Annotated in this window: 14 protein-coding genes; 2 read left to right on the top strand and 12 right to left on the bottom strand. The window is 63.6% G+C overall.

The features are described 5' to 3' along the window. Positions 1 to 2: 2 nt before the first annotated feature. From AC07OT_RS24945 to AC07OT_RS24935, 3 genes are all read right to left on the bottom strand, one after another. Complete coding sequence (locus AC07OT_RS24945; RefSeq protein WP_495109299.1) at positions 3 to 947, bottom strand: methyltransferase; 945 nt, start codon at positions 945 to 947, stop codon at positions 3 to 5. 11 nt (positions 948 to 958) lie between these two features. Beyond that, positions 959 to 2,332 carry an iron-containing redox enzyme family protein gene (locus AC07OT_RS24940; protein WP_495109298.1) on the bottom strand — a complete coding sequence of 458 codons (1,374 nt, stop codon included), beginning with the start codon at positions 2,330 to 2,332 and terminating at the stop codon, positions 959 to 961. A 148-nt stretch (positions 2,333 to 2,480) separates the two neighbouring features. Continuing rightward, positions 2,481 to 3,230 (bottom strand): glucose 1-dehydrogenase, encoded by a 750-nt coding sequence (locus AC07OT_RS24935; protein ID WP_092488750.1) that lies wholly within the window; start codon positions 3,228 to 3,230, stop codon positions 2,481 to 2,483. Between the two features lie 144 nt (positions 3,231 to 3,374). On the opposite strand from AC07OT_RS24935, the gene AC07OT_RS24930 reads away from it, so the two are divergent. Then, entirely contained in the window at positions 3,375 to 4,235 is an 861-nt protein-coding gene (locus AC07OT_RS24930; protein ID WP_495109297.1) for an AraC family transcriptional regulator, read from the top strand. Between the two features lie 24 nt (positions 4,236 to 4,259). Here the strand turns inward: AC07OT_RS24930 and AC07OT_RS24925 are convergent, their stop codons facing one another. Genes AC07OT_RS24925 through AC07OT_RS24915 form a run of 3 tightly spaced genes read right to left on the bottom strand, consistent with a single transcriptional unit; the run spans position 4,260 to position 6,395 of the window. Next, a complete protein-coding gene (locus AC07OT_RS24925; protein WP_495109296.1) occupies positions 4,260 to 5,237 on the bottom strand; it encodes a saccharopine dehydrogenase family protein in 978 nt (325 codons plus the stop codon). Continuing rightward, positions 5,234 to 5,635: a VOC family protein gene (locus AC07OT_RS24920; RefSeq protein ID WP_495109295.1), complete on the bottom strand. Its 402-nt coding sequence runs from the start codon at positions 5,633 to 5,635 to the stop codon at positions 5,234 to 5,236. Before AC07OT_RS24920 ends, AC07OT_RS24925 begins: the two co-directional genes overlap by 4 nt. A 16-nt stretch (positions 5,636 to 5,651) precedes the next feature. Then, positions 5,652 to 6,395, bottom strand: a complete 744-nt coding sequence (locus tag AC07OT_RS24915; protein WP_495109294.1) for an SDR family NAD(P)-dependent oxidoreductase — start codon at positions 6,393 to 6,395, stop codon at positions 5,652 to 5,654. A gap of 138 nt (positions 6,396 to 6,533) precedes the next feature. On the opposite strand from AC07OT_RS24915, the gene AC07OT_RS24910 reads away from it, so the two are divergent. Then, positions 6,534 to 7,421: an AraC family transcriptional regulator gene (locus AC07OT_RS24910; RefSeq protein WP_495109339.1), complete on the top strand. Its 888-nt coding sequence runs from the start codon at positions 6,534 to 6,536 to the stop codon at positions 7,419 to 7,421. Positions 7,422 to 7,441: 20 nt separating this feature from the next. On the opposite strand, the gene AC07OT_RS24905 is transcribed toward AC07OT_RS24910, so the two are convergent. From AC07OT_RS24905 to AC07OT_RS24880, 6 genes are read right to left on the bottom strand one after another with little or no spacing between them, the layout of a single operon-like run. After that, positions 7,442 to 8,524: a protein-glutamate methylesterase/protein-glutamine glutaminase gene (locus tag AC07OT_RS24905; RefSeq protein ID WP_027607287.1), complete on the bottom strand. Its 1,083-nt coding sequence runs from the start codon at positions 8,522 to 8,524 to the stop codon at positions 7,442 to 7,444. Beyond that, positions 8,487 to 9,017, bottom strand: a complete 531-nt coding sequence (cheD, locus tag AC07OT_RS24900) for a chemoreceptor glutamine deamidase CheD (protein WP_495109293.1) — start codon at positions 9,015 to 9,017, stop codon at positions 8,487 to 8,489. Before cheD ends, AC07OT_RS24905 begins: the two co-directional genes overlap by 38 nt. Continuing rightward, positions 9,014 to 9,823 (bottom strand): CheR family methyltransferase, encoded by an 810-nt coding sequence (locus AC07OT_RS24895; protein ID WP_495109292.1) that lies wholly within the window; start codon positions 9,821 to 9,823, stop codon positions 9,014 to 9,016. The genes cheD and AC07OT_RS24895 overlap by 4 nt, the downstream gene beginning before the upstream one ends. 9 nt (positions 9,824 to 9,832) lie before the next feature. Then, a complete protein-coding gene (locus tag AC07OT_RS24890) occupies positions 9,833 to 10,372 on the bottom strand; it encodes a chemotaxis protein CheW (protein ID WP_495109291.1) in 540 nt (179 codons plus the stop codon). A 36-nt stretch (positions 10,373 to 10,408) separates the two neighbouring features. Beyond that, on the bottom strand, positions 10,409 to 12,067 hold the full coding sequence (locus AC07OT_RS24885) for a methyl-accepting chemotaxis protein (RefSeq protein WP_253491026.1): 1,659 nt from the start codon (positions 12,065 to 12,067) through the stop codon (positions 10,409 to 10,411). 29 nt (positions 12,068 to 12,096) lie between these two features. Next, positions 12,097 to 14,133, bottom strand: a complete 2,037-nt coding sequence (locus tag AC07OT_RS24880; protein WP_495109290.1) for a chemotaxis protein CheA — start codon at positions 14,131 to 14,133, stop codon at positions 12,097 to 12,099. Positions 14,134 to 14,161 lie beyond the last annotated feature (28 nt).

Raw genomic sequence — 14,161 nt, 5'->3', positions numbered from 1 at the left:
CGTCAGCGCAAACGGGTGACGGTGAGCGCCACCACGGCGATCCGCTCCACACGCTCATAGCCGGGCTTTTCCAGCTCTTCGCCGAACACATCGGGGTCGAGTTCACGGTAGGTCCACCCAAAGGCATCGCTGCCCAGCAACGGCTTGACGGCGGCCAGGAACGGATCCTCCCCGGCGACAATCGCCACGCCGGTGTAGAGCACCAGGCTGCCGCCCAGGGCCAGGCGCCCAACGGCCTCGCCGGCGATGCGCACCGACAGTTGCTCGCCCAGTGCCCCGCCGCCATGCCGGTAGGCACGCTGGCGGTCGTCATTCATGTAGGGCGGGTTGGCGACGATCAGGTCGAATGTTCCTTCGACGCTGCCCAGCACATTGCTGTGGTACGCCGTGACGTTCGCCAGCCCGGCCAATTCGGCATTTACCGCCGTCAGGCGCAAGGCGCGCGGGTTGATGTCCACCGCCAGCACCTCGGCGTCAGGCCGCGCCCGGGCGACCACCAATGCGCCTACGCCGGCGCCGCAGCCGATGTCCACGGCGCGCTTGATCGGCTCGAAGCGCTGTTGCATATGGGCTTCGATCAGTTGGGCAAACCGATAGCTGTCAGGCCCGAAAAACACCGCGTCCGCTTGCGTGGTGGGGTACGCCGAGTGGGCAAACAGCAGGTCGTCCAGGCTCGACCAACGCACCGCACTGCGCCACAGCGCCTGGTGTTTTTCGACCACATCGGCCTGCTGCAGCTCCTCTCGAAACGCCTCCGGCAACAGCTCGCGGTCAAACGGCAGCGACCAGCCGAAGACATCCCGCAGGTCCTTCGCCAGCGGCGCCCCCTGGCGCTGGAAAAACCGTTCATGGGTCAAGGGCGTTGGCGTGATGAAGCGGTAGCCATTTTCCTTCAACCCCCGGCCCAGGTTCAGCAGGGCGCGGTCGGCGAGTTGTTGTGCGGACATGGGTGATTTCCTTAACGCAGGCGCGCACGCAGTTGGATGAAGCGGCGAGTGGCATACAACCCGGCGGGCGTGCAGTGACGCCGCGCCGACAGCCACGGGATCAGCGCATTGAGCTGCTGTTCATCGGGCAGGTTCCACAGCGAATCCACCAGCGCCTGGGTGTCCGGGTCGGACGGGCGATGCTGCTCGCGGGAGAAGCGGCTGCCGCGCCCGGGCCGCACGGGCGCCACACGTTGAGCGCTGATCCAGTCACCCGCGATCCAGTCGCGCAGCAGCTGTTTCTCATAGCCGCTGAACACGCCGAACATCGCCGCGCCCGCACCTTCGATCAACTGCCAGAAGCGGCTCTCGGCCGGATCCTGGTTGCGCTTGATCCAGCCTTTGTCTTCCAGGGCCTGCAGAAAGGCGCCGATCTGCCCCGGCCGCGCCAGCCATTGGTTGACGGTCTTGCCTTCGAAGCGGCAGTAATCCGAATGCATGTGCTGGCCGAACGTGCGCTTGCGTTCAAGCATGGCAACCACTTCGTCATTCAGGTTGAAGTCGTGGATAACGGCGCTGGTCCCCGGGCCGAGGTCATTCAGGCGATACCCCTCGGCCACGCGGCGATAGAAGTCCTCCCTGCCCTCCCCCAGCGGCAGCAGGTTCAACACCGACTGCGCCGCCTTGCAGGCATGTCCACTGCTGGCGTTGTCGATGGTGACATGGAGGGTGAAGTAATACGGGTCGATGCCCAGTTCGCTCAGCTCATACGCGGTGATCAGCAGGTGCAACGGCAACTGCTCATAGCCGAGGTTGAAACCGATGATCTCCGGCAGGAAGTCGTTGGCGCACAGGCCCAGCGCCAGTTGCAGGGCGCCTTGCAGGTAATGATCGTCGTCCAGGCCGGCGTCGCTGTCGGCATCATGCTCGCTGAGTAATTTGCGGTAGATCACCACATGGTTCTGCGCCGCTTCGCCGTGACCCAACTCTTCCAGGTAAGTGGTGAGCAGGCCGTCGAAGCGCGGGTCCTGCCAGTAGCGCAGCAACCCGTTGAGCCAGGCACCGTCGACCTGTTTGGTCGGCGCCACACGCTGCAGGAAATACAGCGCATGGGCCTTGTTCTGGAAATAACGACGTGGCCGGCCTTGCTGGCGTTGCTCCAGGTAATCGGCATAGGCCTGGGCCACGTCGGCGCAGCGCTGTTCGATCCAGGCCGGTAGTTGTTCGGGCATCTGCGGCAACTCACTGGGCGCGTCGCGCACCTGCGCCAAGTGCGTGCGTAGAAACTCCCGCGCAACCTCTTCAGCGCCAGGGGTTTCGCCATACAGGTGTTGGTACAACCACTGGTACTGACCCGGTTGGGTGATGGAGGCCGGCCGGCCCGACAGCGCTGTGAGAAGCGTCATGATGGCAGTTTCCGCAAAGTCCGATCCAACCAAGCCTCCCGACAAGGAGGCCCCGCAAGCGCGCTCAACAGCACACGCGTCTAAAGTGCAGAGCCTGCGGGCATGGGGAAAATTCAATCGGGGTTGTGCGGGTGCGGATCAGTGGTCGTCAGTAGCCCACGCCACGTACGCCGCCCGAGGCACGGATCGACTCACCTGTGACCCAATGCGCCGCCTCGGAGGCCAGGAATACGGCCAGCGGTGCAATGTCCTCGGGCTCGCCGAAACGCCCCAGCGGCGTGCCGGCAATCAGCGACTGACCAAATTCGCCGGCGAAGTTGCCATCGGTGGCAGGCGTATGGGTATGGCCCGGCAGGATCGAATTGACGCGAATACCGCGCGGTCCCAACTCACGGGCCAGGGCAAACGTCAGGGTATCCACCGCCCCCTTGGTGGCCGAATAGACGCTGGAGGCAAGGTACGGATCGGTACTAAGGATCGAGCTGATATTGATGATACTGCCGCCCTGCCCCAGCAACTTGACCGCCTCACGTACCGCCAGCAAGTAGCCCAGTACATTGAGGTTGAACTGCTTGTGAAAGGCCTCTTCGGTCAGGTCTTCAATCATCTGGAACACCGCCACGCCCGCGTTGTTGACCAGAATGTCGAGCCTGCCGTATTCGCTGCGCACCGTGTCGAACAGGCGTGTCACATCGGCAGCCTGGCTCATGTCGGCTCGCACGCCGAACGCAGTGCCACCGTGGGCGTGGATATGGGCGACCACCGCATCGGCGTCAGGTTTGCTGTTGGCGTAATTGACCACCACCGTCGCCCCTGCTGCTGCCAGGGCCTTGGCGATGCCAGCACCAATGCCTTTGGAGGCGCCAGTCACGACTGCGATTTTTCCATTGAGTGTCATAGCTGTTTTCCCAGGTTGAGTGATAGTGCTGACCCCCAGTATTCGGGCAAGGCCTGAAACGGCGGTTGCCGGTTTCTCTTCCATGCTTGCCTATTCTTCGCACGTGGCTTGCTTTACCTTCTGCCAGGGCTCATGGTCAGCGCCATGAACGACAACCTGAATGAACTGCGCCGTCTGGTAATGCGCGCAGAAAACACCTGGACCGATACCGGCCTGCCGCGCGTAGCGATGGTCCAGGCCGAAGCCTGTGCCGATCAGTTGTACCCGCCGATGGTGCACCTGGTGCTGCAAGGCTCGAAAACCCTCTCGATTGGCGATCAGGTCTCGACGTACGGACCGTCCAGCTATTTTGTGGTGCCGGTGGAGGTACCCGCGACCGGCCAGGTCCACGCCGGCGCACCCGGCCTGCCCTACCTGGCACTCAGCCTGACCCTGGAGCCTGCGGTGATCGCGGCCGTGCTGGCGGATGAAGTCCCCCCCGAAGAAAGTCTGGGCGCGCAACGGTTCGCGGCGATGCAGGCCACCGACGAATTGCTGGATGCCTGGCTGCGCATGCTGCGCCTGATGGATCGGCCCAGCGAAGCGGCTGTGCTGGCCCCCCTGATCGAACGGGAGATTGTGTTTCGCGTATTGCAGAGCCCACTGCGCTCAACCCTGGTGCAAATGGCCCGCCCCGACGGGCGCCTGGCGCAGATCCGGCGAGCCACCGCGTGGATTCGAGAGCACTACACCGAACCCTTTCGCGTGGAACCGCTGGCGGCCATGACCGACATGAGCGTCGCGGCGTTCTATCGGCACTTCAAGGCCACGACCGCGATGACGCCGATTCAGTACCAGAAGCGCTTGCGCCTGTTGCGGGCGCGCTGGTTGCTGCTGTTCGACAGCCTGGATGCAGCGTCTATCGCGTTCCAGGTGGGCTATGAAAGCGCCTCGCAGTTCAGCCGCGAATACGCACGACTGTTTGGCCTGCCGCCGATCAAGGACGCGGCCAGGTTCAAGGTCTAGCCCCCCACCGGCACTGCCTGGAGGTTAAAAGTCGACGATGCGGGTGCCTGCAATCGTCTGGGCAAAGCCCACGCCAAACAGATGTGCAGGGCTTTCAAAGCCGCTGCGGCGCTCACCGCCAAGCACCCGCCGCGCGGCTTCCACAGCGGCGAGAGGCGTGTAGCTGTAGCCATTGACGGTCTCGATCACCGAGCGCGCCACGCTGCCATCCGCGCCGGTCACTTCGGCGATGGCGCGGGCGCGATGGGCGTCACGCTCGACCTGCGTGGGGCCGTCGGGCAGTTGTGACAGGTCACCTTCGGGGAAGGCGTCGCCACTGATGTGCACGAACATCGCGATATCCGCGATCGCGGTGGAATGCCAGGCGGTCACCAGGTCGCCGAAGGACAGCGGCACGCACAGCACCGGGCCATCGCCGAAGTCCAATAGCTGGGGCTGTGCGTCCGGGGTCGCGATCAGTTGGCCGTCGACCCTTGCCATAACGCCAGCGCCGATGATTTCGCCCACACTCAGCGCCGAGCCTCGAGACATCGAGCCCGGCACTTGCAGGGCGATGCGCAACGATTGGGGCTGCCGCACGCGCTGGGCGACATGCATGGCCAGACAGTCGGTGGGCACGACGTCCCAGCCGACACCGGGCAGCAACATGACGCCGGCTGCGGCGGCGTCGCTGCCGAGTTGCTCGGCCAAGCGATAGACGTTGATCTCGGCGGTGATATCCAGGTAGTCGACCCCGGCCTTGATGCAGGCCTGCATCAAGGTGCCCGCCGTGTGGGCGAAGGGCCCGGCGACATTGAGCAGCACATCGATACCGTCCAGGGCTTCAGCGGTGGGGGCCTGCGCGGTAAAAACGCGGTATTGCACCTCGAGTTGGGCGGCGAGTGGCGCCAGCCGCTCGGCATTGCGCCCGGCGATCACCAGGGCCAGGCCCAGGGCTTTGGCGTGTTCGGCGGCCATGCGTCCGGTATAGCCGGTGGCGCCGTAGATCATCAAGGTATTCATAGGCTGTGCTGCCAGTTCTTGTAGACGAATTCGAGGCTGTACCCGTCCGGGTCCAGTACGTTGGCGGCGTAGTAATTGGGGTCGTAGTGCAAGCGGGCGCCGGGTGCACCGTTATCGCGGGCGCCATGGGCCAGGGCGGCGGCGTAGGCGGCCTCCACCTCGGCACGGCTGTTGGCGACGAACCCCACATGCACCGCACGGCCTTCGACCACACCTTCGCGCAGCCAGAAAAACATGCGGCCATGGGCACCGAACCCTTTGAGATCCGGGTGACCGGCAGGCCCGTCCTTGCCATCGAAGTCATGGCGAGCGGTGATGCCCAGGGGCGTCAGCGCGGCGGTGTAGAAACCCACGGAACGCGGGATGTCACTGACTGAAAGAAAGAGATGATCAAGCATGCGTTAGCCTCGCGATTCAAATGATGTAGCCGCCCGCGACCTCAATCGTCTGGGCATTGATCCAACGGCCGTCTTCCGACAGCAGCATCGCGATAACCCGTGCCACGTCTTCCGGTTCGCCTACACGGCCCAGGGCGGTTTGCCCGGCCAGCAGCGCTTCGAACTCATCGTTCAAGCCACCGCCCAGTTCGGTGCGGATGGCGCCGGGTGACACCGCGTTGGCACGGATACGGCGCTCACCGAATTCCTTGGCCATGTAGCGGGTGAGTACGTCGAGGCCACCCTTGAATGCCGCATATGGCGCCACACCGGCGGTAGCGACGCGGGTGGTAGCGCTGGTGAGGTTGACGATGCCGGCGTGTTCTTCCAGCAGCGGCAGCAGGATCTGGGTGAGGAAGAACGGGCCCTTGAGATGGACGTTGAACAGGCCGTCGAATTGCGCTTCGGTCACGCTTTCAAGCGGGTTGAACAGGCCATAGCCGGCATTGTTGACCAGCCCGCCCAGGGTGTTCGTACCCCAGGTGGTACGCAGGGTCTGCACCACGGCATCACGGAACGCTGCGAATGTACCGGTAGCGCTGACGTCCAGTTGCAGCGCCGCCGCCTTGCCGCCTGCCGACTCGATGCGCCGGACCACCGCACGTGCCGCCTCGGGGTTGCGGTTGTAAGTGAGGATCACGCCGTGACCTTGGCGGCCACACAGTTCGGCGGTACTGGCGCCGATGCCACGGCTGCCTCCGGTAATCACGATAACGCTCATGGCTTGCTCCACTGTTGAAAAGCTGAGCCACCACAATAGCCATCGCCCTACCCCGTGACGCAGCCGTTCCTACTCCAATCCTGCCTGTTTCTGCTTTTTGCTTGCGCAAGGTCTGCAGGAAGGCACAGCATGGCCAGCATGAATACTCAATTGATCGAACTGCGCGCCCTGGCCGCCAAGGCCGAAAACCGCCGCACCGAGACCGGTATCCCGCGGGTGGCGATGGTCCAGGGCGAGATTCCAGAGCATATGCTCGCGGCGGTGTATGACCCGATGATCAACCTGATCCTGCAGGGCAGCAAATCCCTGACCGTGGGCGACCGCACGTTGCACTACGACCCGGCGACGTATTTTGTGATGTCCATCGAGTTGCCCGCCGTGGGCGTGGTCAACCCGACAAGTACGGGCGAACCGTACCTGGCAGTCAGCCTGACCCTGGACCCGGCGGTGCTCACCACCTTGCTCAATGACCTGCCCGCGCCAAGCGGTCGCGGCGAACAGGACGCGGGGTTTTCAGTGGCGGCGGTGACGCCTGCGTTGATGGACGCCTGGGTGCGCATGCTGCGCCTGATGGGCGACCCGGTGGCCATCGCGGCCTTGGCGCCGGTGTATGAGCGGGAAATCCTCTACCACGTGCTGCAAGGCGCCCATGGTTGGATGCTGCGGGAAATCGCCGCGCCGGATACCGCCATGGCGCGGGTCAGCCAGGCGATCCAGTGGATACGCCGGGACTACGCCGAACCGATCCGGGTGGAGGCCTTGGCACAGAAGGTGGCGATGAGTGTTTCGGCATTTCACCGGCACTTCAAGGCGGTGACCAACTTGAGCCCGTTGCAGTACCAGAAACGCGTGCGCCTGTTAAAGGCGCGCACGTTGATGCTGGCCAGTGCGAGCAGCGTGACCAAGGCCGCGTTCGAAGTGGGGTATGAAAGCGCGACCCAGTTCAGCCGCGACTATGCGCGTGTCTTCGGGCTGCCGCCGGCGCGGGATACGGCGCGGATTCTGGCGCAGAGCAAAGGACAGTGAACACAGTCCAGCGCTCGATTTCACTTATACAAGATCGCCTGATGGATATCCTCCAGCGCCATGATGCGCTGGGCGGCATTCAGCTTGATGGCCTCCTTGGGCATGCCGAACACCACGCAGCTTGCCTCGTCCTGGGCCACCGTGGCGGCTCCGGCCTCGAGCATCTCCTTGAGCCCGCGCGCGCCGTCGTCGCCCATGCCGGTCATGATGATGCCGGTGGCGTTCCTGCCGGCGAACTTGGCCACCGAGCGAAACAGCACATCCACGGATGGCCGGTGCCGGTTGACCAAGGGCCCATCAATGACCTGAGCGTGATAATAGGCGCCGCTGCGGGTCACCATCAGGTGCTTGCCACCCGGCGCGATCAGGGCCAGGCCCGGTAGGATGCGGTCGTTGTTGCGCGCTTCGCGCACCTCGATCTCGCATACGCTGTTGAGGCGCTCGGCAAACGAGGCGGTGAATTTTTCCGGCATGTGCTGCACGATCACCATGCCTGGGCACACCCTCGGCAGTGCCGTCAGAACCGCCTCCAACGCTTGGGTACCGCCGGTGGACGTGCCGATGGCAACGATACGCTCGGTGGTCTGTGCCATGGCATGGCCATTGGCGGCAGGCAGGATCGCATCCGCGGTGAGCTTGCTGGCCGGGGCCAGTGCCGGCGCCGGGCTGGCGCTGCGCTTGCCCAGGTTCCTGACGTTGGAGTTCGCTGCGGCGCGGATCGCGGCCACCAGCTCGGCCGCCGACTCGATCAGGAAACTCTTCAACCCGGTAGTCGGCTTGGTGATGATTTCCACCGCGCCCGCCGACAGCGCCTGCAGGGAGGTTTCCGCGCCTTTCTGGGTCAGCGAGGAACAGATCACCACCGGCGTCGGCCGTTCGCTCATGATTTTCTTGAGAAAGGTGATGCCGTCCATGCGCGGCATTTCCACGTCCAGCACGATCACATCCGGCCATTCCCGGGCGAGTTTGTCCATGGCGAAAATCGGGTCGGAGGCGGCGCCCATGACGTGGATATCCGGCGTATCGCTGAGAATCGCCAGCAGTACCTGGCGCACCACGGCCGAATCATCGACCAGCAGCACACTGATTTTTTTGGTAGGCATCTTGTTGAATTGTTCCCATTGGTTGGTGCCGGACCCAGACGTTGCCGTTCCACAGGTCGAACATGATCGTGCGGTAACCGGTACTGCCCATGTCCTGGGCCGTCAGGTGCAGGTGATAGCGCTCGGCCAGGGCCAGCGCCGCGCGAATATTCAGGCTGGCCACGTCCTGCGTCGGCAGGCGGCGCAGCTGGGGAAACATCTTGCCGCCGCCGAACAACTTGACCTCGTAATCCTGTGCATGGGTGCCATTGATCTCGGCGTGGCGCAGCAACAGTTCCAGGGCTTCGTCGGCATATCGGCCGTCCAGGGGCTGATGGTCGCGCACGCGCCCCGGCAGCATGAAGTGACACATGCCGCCGATCAGCCGTTGCGGGTGCCAAAAGGTGATCGCCACGCAGGAGCCGAGCAAGGTGCGCAGGCGCGTCGGCCGCGTCGCAAAGCTGACCTGGCCAGGCGCCAATACCACTTCGGCCGTACCGACGGGCTTTTTCATGGCTTGCGGTAAATCGACGGCGCCACCAGCTTCAAGGTGTCATTGACACCGTGGAGGCTTTCCGAGTGACTGATGATCAGGTAACCGCCCGGCTTGAGCAGCGGCAGCAGGCGCGCGACCACCTGGCTCTTGGTCTGCTGGTCGAAATAAATCATCACGTTGCGCAGGAAAATCACCTCGAACTCACCCAGGGCCGGCAGCGCTTCGTTAAGGTTGACCTGGACAAAATTGACGCGGCTGCGCAAGGCTTTTTCGATCAGCAAGGTGCCCTCCTGGCGACCAATGCCCTTGAGGCAGTACTTGGCCAGCAGCGGTTGGGGCAACGTCTCGGTGCGTTCCATGGAGTAATGGCCGGTGCGCGCCTTGGCCAGCACTTGGGAGCTGATGTCCGAGCCGACCACTTCCCAGGGCGTGCTGCCGAGGCTTTCGGCCAGGGTCATCGCCAGGCTGTAGGGTTCTTCACCGGAGGAGCTGGCCGCGCTCCACACGCGAAACACCTTGCCCGGCGCGGCCCGGGGCAGCACGTGCTGACGCAGGAAGTCGAAGTGCTTGGGCTCGCGAAAAAAATAGGTTTCGTTGGTGGTCAGCAAATCCAGCGCAACCTGCAGTTCGCCCTTGCGCTGGTCATTCATGATCAGCTTGAAATACTCACCATAGCTGTGCAGCTCATAGTGCTTGAGGCGCTTGAACAGGCGCCCGGCCACCAGGGCTTTCTTGGTCGGCGACAGGTTGATGCCGGCCGCGCGGTACAGCCAGGTCTGGAACTGACCGAATTCATGGTCGTCGATGGACACGGTGTCTGCCATGGTCGGGTCTCAACGTGGGTCGAGGTCGAGGGCCGGCGCCTGGCCGGCCTCGGCGAGGCTGGACATCTCATCGATGGACAGCACCTTGTCCACCTCCAGCACGATCACGAACTTGCCGTCGACCTTGGCCATGCCGCTGATGAAATCGGCGCGAATTCGTGCGCCGAAGTTGGGTGGCGGCTCGATCTGCGTCGCCGGGATCTCCCGCACCGCAGACACCGTATCGACCAGCAGCCCGATGTCCTGGGCCTGGCCATCTTCGGCACTCGCCTCGATGATGATCACGCAGGAGCGCCGGGTGATCGCCGAGTTGGCCCGGCCAAAGCGCGCCGACAGGTCGACCACCGGCACCACCGCGCCGCGCAGGTTGATCACTCCGCGTACGAAAGCGGGCATCATCGGCACCACGGTCAGGCTGCCGTATTCGATAATTTCCTTGATCCCCAGGATGCCGATGGCGAACATTTCGCCGCCGAGCATGAAGGTCAGATACTGCGCATCCTCATCGACCGCTGCTGCGGTCTGCCGAGTCGTCATTGCTGCACCCATGTCACTCTCCCTAGTAGGCCCGTATTGATCGTGGGATCAGAAGCGGGTGAAATCCGCTTCGTCCGGGGCACTGGCCATGGTGTAGGCGAACGCCTTGCGCTGCGCCGGTGATTTCGGCTGTGGCGCCTGACGGTTGGGCTTGCTGCCCGGGCTGTCCACGCTGTTGCTTTGAACCGCAACCTTGGGCGCTGAATCCAGCACGAAAAAGCTCATGGCCTGTTGCAGTTGCTCGGCCTGGCTGCTCATTTCTTCCGCCGTGGCCGCCAGTTCCTCGCTGCTCGAGGCATTTTGCTGGGTCACCTGGTTGAGCTGGGTCATCGCGGTGTTGATCTGCGCGACACCGGCGGCCTGTTCCTCGGACGCGGCGCTGATTTCCTGCACAAGGTCGGACGTCTTGTTGATGGAGGGCACCATTTCGTCGAGCAACTTGCCGGCCTTCTCGGCCATGTCCACGCTGCTGGAGGACAGTTCACCGATTTCCTGGGCGGCAACCTGGCTGCGTTCGGCCAACTTGCGCACTTCGGCGGCCACCACGGCGAATCCCTTGCCGTGCTCGCCGGCCCGAGCGGCCTCGATGGCGGCGTTGAGCGCGAGCAGATTGGTCTGGTAGGCGATGTCATCGATGATGCTGATGCGCTGGGCGATTTTCTTCATCGCCACCACGGTCTGCTGTACCGATTCGCCGCCCTCGGTGGCTTCCTTGGCGGCCTTGCTGGCCATGCCATCGGTGACCTTGGCGTTTTCGGTGTTCTGGTTGATGCTGGCGCTCATCTGCTCGACCGACGCACTGGTTTCCTCGACGCTGGCGGCCTGTTCACTGGTGGCCTGGCTCATCGATTGCGCGGTGGCGCTGACCTCCTCGGAGGCGCTGGCCAGGTTATCGGCGGCGTTACGCACTTCGCCGATGATATGGGCGAGCTTGCCGACCATGTTGCGCATGGCGTTGAGCACCATGCCGGTTTCATCTTTCCCGCCCGGCTCGATGTGCGCGTTGAGGTTGCCTTCGGCCAATTGCTCGGCGGCGCTCGCGGCCTGGCGCAACGGGCGGGAAATGATCCGCGCGATGAACATCGCCAGGCCCAGGCCGATCAACAGGGCGGCGACCAGTACCGCGATGATCGACACCCGCGCGCTTTCATACAGCGCGGAACCCTTGTCACCTGCGGCCGTTGCGCCGGCATCATTGAGTTCGACCATTTTCTGCAGGCGGGCGGTCACCTCATCGAAATGCCCCTTGGACTCTCCCCTGAGCAAACCACGCGCCTGGGCTTCCTGGTTCTGGCGGGAAAACTCAAGCAACAGCTTGCTGGATGCCAGGTAGGCGTCCCAAGCGCTTTTCACACTGGCCAGGAGTTGCCGATCTTCATCGTTCGACAGCAACTGCTCGTAGTTGACCATGCGGGTTTCGAACTGTTGACGCGCGTCGGCGGCCTCGCGTTCGGCCTGGGCCTTTTCCTCGGCAATCTCGGTGCCGATGTGGCGGTTCTCTTTCAAGCGATAGTTGGCGGCAAAAAAACGCATGCCTGCCGCTGCACGCATGGAGGGCATCCAGTTGCCCTTGATGTCCTGGGCGGCCTGGTTGACCGCACCAAGCTGGAGGATGGCGAAGCCGCCCATGGCTCCAGTGAGTGCCAGGACCACCAGGAATGAACAGATCAACTTGGTGGAAATTTTAAGATCGTAGAACCATTTCATCGGGGAACCTCCATGGAATTGCAAATGCGTCAGCGAGCGACGGCCGGTGGCGACTGAGATGCCTGGGCCGTGCGGGCCTCCAGTTGTACGATTTGGTTGAGCAGTACCGGTACGTCCAGGATCAGGGCCACCGCGCCGCTGCCCAATATGGTCGAGCCGCTGATGCCACGCAGTGCACCGAACAGCTTGCCCAGGGGTTTGATCACGGTCTGGAACTCGCCGAGCAGGTCATCCACCACCAGCCCGGCCTTATGCTCGGCGTAACGCACCACCACCACATTCTGGCGCCGGGTTGCGGGGCCTTCGTGGCTGAAGTGGTCGCGCAGGTGCACCAACGGCAACACCTCGCCACGCAGGTCCAGATAGCCCGTGTCGCGACTGGACTGGCGCTGCTGCTCATCCAGCTCGATACACTCCTGGACCATGTCCAGGGGAATCACGTAGGTGGATTGGTCGATGCCGACCAGGAACCCATTGATGATCGCCAGGGTCAGCGGCAAGCGAATGCGCACCACGGTGCCCTGGCCGGGGCGGCTGTCGAGATCGACGGTGCCGCGCAGCAAGGTGATATTGCGCTTGACCACGTCCATGCCGACACCGCGCCCGGACAGGTTGGTCACCGCCTCGGCGGTGGAGAACCCGGCCTCGAAGATCAGGTTGTAGATCTCCTGGTCGGTGAGCACCGCACCGCTGGCCACCAGCCCGCGCTCCTGGGCCTTTTGCAGGATGCGATCGCGGTTGAGGCCGGCGCCGTCGTCGGCGATCTCGATGACGATGCTCCCCGAGTCGTGGTAGGCATTGAGGCTCAGATGGCCCTTGGCCGACTTGCCGGCCGCACGCCGCGCATCGGCGCTTTCGATGCCGTGGTCCATGGCGTTGCGCAACAGGTGCATCAGCGGGTCGCCGATCTTCTCGACCACGGTCTTGTCCAGTTCGGTTTCCGCGCCGCTGATGCTCAGTTCGATGTCCTTGCCCAGCTCCTGGCTGATATCGCGCACCACGCGGCGAAAGCGGTTGAACGTGTCGCCGATGGGGATCATGCGCAAATGCAGGGCGCCATCGAGGATCTCTTCCACCAGCCCCGAGACTGTCGAGGAGGCCTCGTGCAACGGGTCGTTGTTACAGGACCGGGCCAGCAGGTTCGCGCCGGCGCTGGCGATGACCAGTTCGCCAACCAGATTGATCAACTCGTCGAGCTTGTCAGCGTTGACGCGCACGTAATTGCCGTCGCGGGTTTTCGCCTCGCTGGCTGCCGGACGCTGGGGTGCGGCGGTCACAAGGCCGGGCTCGACCGGCGTGACCAACTCGCCAGCGATGGCCGCTGTGCTGTCGGGCGCTTCATCGACGGCACTGATGTGCACGTCACAGTCGTCACGCACGAAATCGAACACCTCGTTGAGGCTGGCGTGGCTGGCGGTCGAGCGCAGGTCGATCTCGAAACCCAGGTAGCAGCTTTCCGGGTCCCAGCTGTCCATGGGCGGGATGCTGTCGGTCAGGGTGTCGACCTGTATCAACTGCCCCAAGGTCTCGAGGTAGCGCAGAAATGACAGCGGGTCCATGCCATTACGGAACACATCCGTGCCGAAGCGCAGGGAAATATGCCAAAGCACTTCGACCGCCACGTCGTCGGTCACCTCGGCGGTTTCGACGCTGGCAACGGCGGTTCGCATCGGCTGATAGGCACTCAGCGCCTCGCGCAATGCCTCACCGCGCTCCAGAGCGGCAGGGGTCGGCGTTTCACCGCGGTCAGCGACCACTTCGACCAGTTCGAGTATGTGGTCGCCGCACTTGAGCAGCAGCGCGATCAAGGCGGCGTCCACCGCCACACTGCCTTCGCGCAGGCGGTCAAGCACGTCTTCGACGATATGCGTGAACCCGACGATCGACGCCAGGCCGAAAAGGCCCGCCGAACCCTTGATGGTGTGCGCGGCGCGGAAAATCGCGCCGATGGCATCCTGGTCGCCGGGCTCGCTTTCCAATTGCAGCAGGGATTGCTCCATGGCCTGCAACAGCTCGCGTGCCTCAACGATGAATGTCTGTTGTGCCTGATCGAGATTGATGCTCACCGTGACTTTCCTTGTCGATCAAAAAACC

The organism is Pseudomonas sp. GW821-FHT09C10, from assembly GCF_059418085.1.
Note: the sequence above shows the minus strand (reverse complement) of the source record. Positions and strands in the feature narration are given on the sequence as shown.